The sequence below is a fragment of the Pseudoalteromonas sp. SG43-7 genome (assembly GCF_014164295.1).
GTDB lineage: Bacteria > Pseudomonadota > Gammaproteobacteria > Enterobacterales > Alteromonadaceae > Pseudoalteromonas > Pseudoalteromonas rhizosphaerae.
In genome coordinates, this window is sequence record NZ_JACJEY010000238.1 from 1 (window position 1) to 245 (window position 245).

The following is a 245-nucleotide window of genomic DNA, read 5'->3' on the forward strand; positions in this document are numbered from 1 at the left end:
TTTAATAGAGGCAGATAAAAATGAGACGTCGATTTACACAAGAATTTAAAGTTCAAGCGGTTGAAAAAGCATTATCTCAATGTGATGATGTTCGTCTAGAAGATATTGCAGATGATTTAGGTGTCAACAACAACCGAAAAGTGATCCACTCCACCATTTGAATAATGATCCACTATTTATTAAGGTTTTCCATTAATCCGGCTTGTTTCTTTTCTTTGATCCTATAACTTTCCCCCTTAATTTGA

At 33.9% G+C, this 245-nt stretch carries 1 protein-coding gene; it reads left to right on the forward strand.

Annotation, left to right across the window (positions count from 1 at the left end; all coding sequences use genetic code 11):
- Positions 1-20: 20 nt before the first annotated feature.
- On the forward strand, positions 21-161 hold the full coding sequence (locus H5200_RS23685; RefSeq protein WP_182762928.1) for a transposase: 141 nt from the start codon (positions 21-23) through the stop codon (positions 159-161).
- Positions 162-245 lie beyond the last annotated feature (84 nt).

Excerpts from the sequence above, each read along its gene's own strand:
- H5200_RS23685 (WP_182762928.1), top strand. The coding sequence starts at position 21 with ATGAGACGTCGATTTACACAAGAATTTAAAGTTCAAGCGGTTGAAAAA.